The sequence below is a fragment of the Frankia sp. AiPs1 genome, from assembly GCF_023716945.1.
Lineage (GTDB): Bacteria > Actinomycetota > Actinomycetes > Frankiales > Frankiaceae > Frankia.
This window is the reverse complement of sequence record NZ_JAMQQF010000970.1, coordinates 1-1264: the sequence shown is the minus strand read 5'-3', so window position 1 is coordinate 1264 and position 1264 is coordinate 1. Positions and strand designations below refer to the sequence as shown.

General features: G+C 76.3%; 1 pseudogene. It reads right to left on the bottom strand.

Features of this window, described 5'->3' with window-relative positions:
* Nucleotides 1-1264 (bottom strand): annotated as a pseudogene (locus ND748_RS32255) (hypothetical protein); the annotation flags it as partial.

Genomic DNA, 1264 nt, shown 5'->3' with positions numbered 1-1264 from the left:
GGCGTCGGCTGGTCGCGGGGGGCACCGCGGTCGCCGGGATCGGTGGTGCGACCGTTGCCGGCGCCGCTGCCACCGGTGCCGAGGCTGCCGGGGGCGGCGCCGGAACCGTCCGTGGTGGCCTTGGCCCCGGTGCCGTCGTCGGAGGTGCCGCTGCTGCCCGTGCCGTACTTGCGGACGGAGGTGGCGGTGCCGTCGGCGCGGATGACGCCGGCCTCGGCGCCGGCCGGGTCGTTGTAGAACACGAAACCGCCTTCGGCGGCGAGGGTGAAGCTGCGTCCGGGGGTGAGGACCCGGCGGGTGGAGATCAGCCGGGTGTTGGCGACGTCGACGACGTGCACGGCACCGGCGGTGAAGTCCGGGACGAAGACCCGGTCGCCGAGGCCGACGGGTGCGCCGAGGTCATGTCCGGCGGCGGCCAGGTCGATGACCGACCCGCAGCCGCGGGCGGCGAGGTCGGCGACCATCAGCACCCCGCGACTGCCGACCGAGGCGTAGACGCGGCGGGCATCCGACGCGCCGGCCACCCGCACGCTGGCATCGCCACCGGCGACGTCGAGGCAGGTCGCGGCGCCGGGATGGCCATCCGTGCCGAGCGGAGTGATCTCCCGACGGGCGAGGTCGACCAGCGCCGGGCGCCCCTCGGCGAGCACAAGCTGGCTGCGGGCCTGGTCCGCCCCCTGGCGGCGGTCGTGGCGCCGGGCGCCGTCGAACCAGACGAGGTCGCCGGTCTGCGCGTCGACCACCCACAGCCGTCCGTCGCCGTCGACGATGCCGGCACCGGCCCCGACCCGCGCCGCCAGTGACTGCCGACCGCGCGGCTCCAGGGTCGCGGCCTGCGCGGTCGTGACGACGCCGGCCTGGCCGTCAAGAACGTACAGCGCGTCCGCGCCGACGAACAGCTGCGCCGCCCGGCCGCGGGCGAGCAGCCCGTCGCGGTGCGCCCAGGTGTAGGTGGCGCCACTGATCCGGCCGACGATGCCCGTGGCGGAGTCGACGACGTAGGCGTCCAGGTCCGACTGGATGACCCCGATCCGCCGCGACGGCTGATTCGGTGGACCGACGGACACCTGGGTGATCACTTTGGCGGAGGCGCCGTCCAGGAGCGCCACCTGCCCGACGGCGTCGGAGGGCAGCCACGCGGCACCACCGCGGAACGCGACCGCATGCCGCTGCGCGCCGCCAGCCGAACCGGCGACCACCAGCGCCCCGAACAGCAGCACCACCGCCACCACAGCCTGCAGCGACCGGCCGCCCCCGCCGCCCC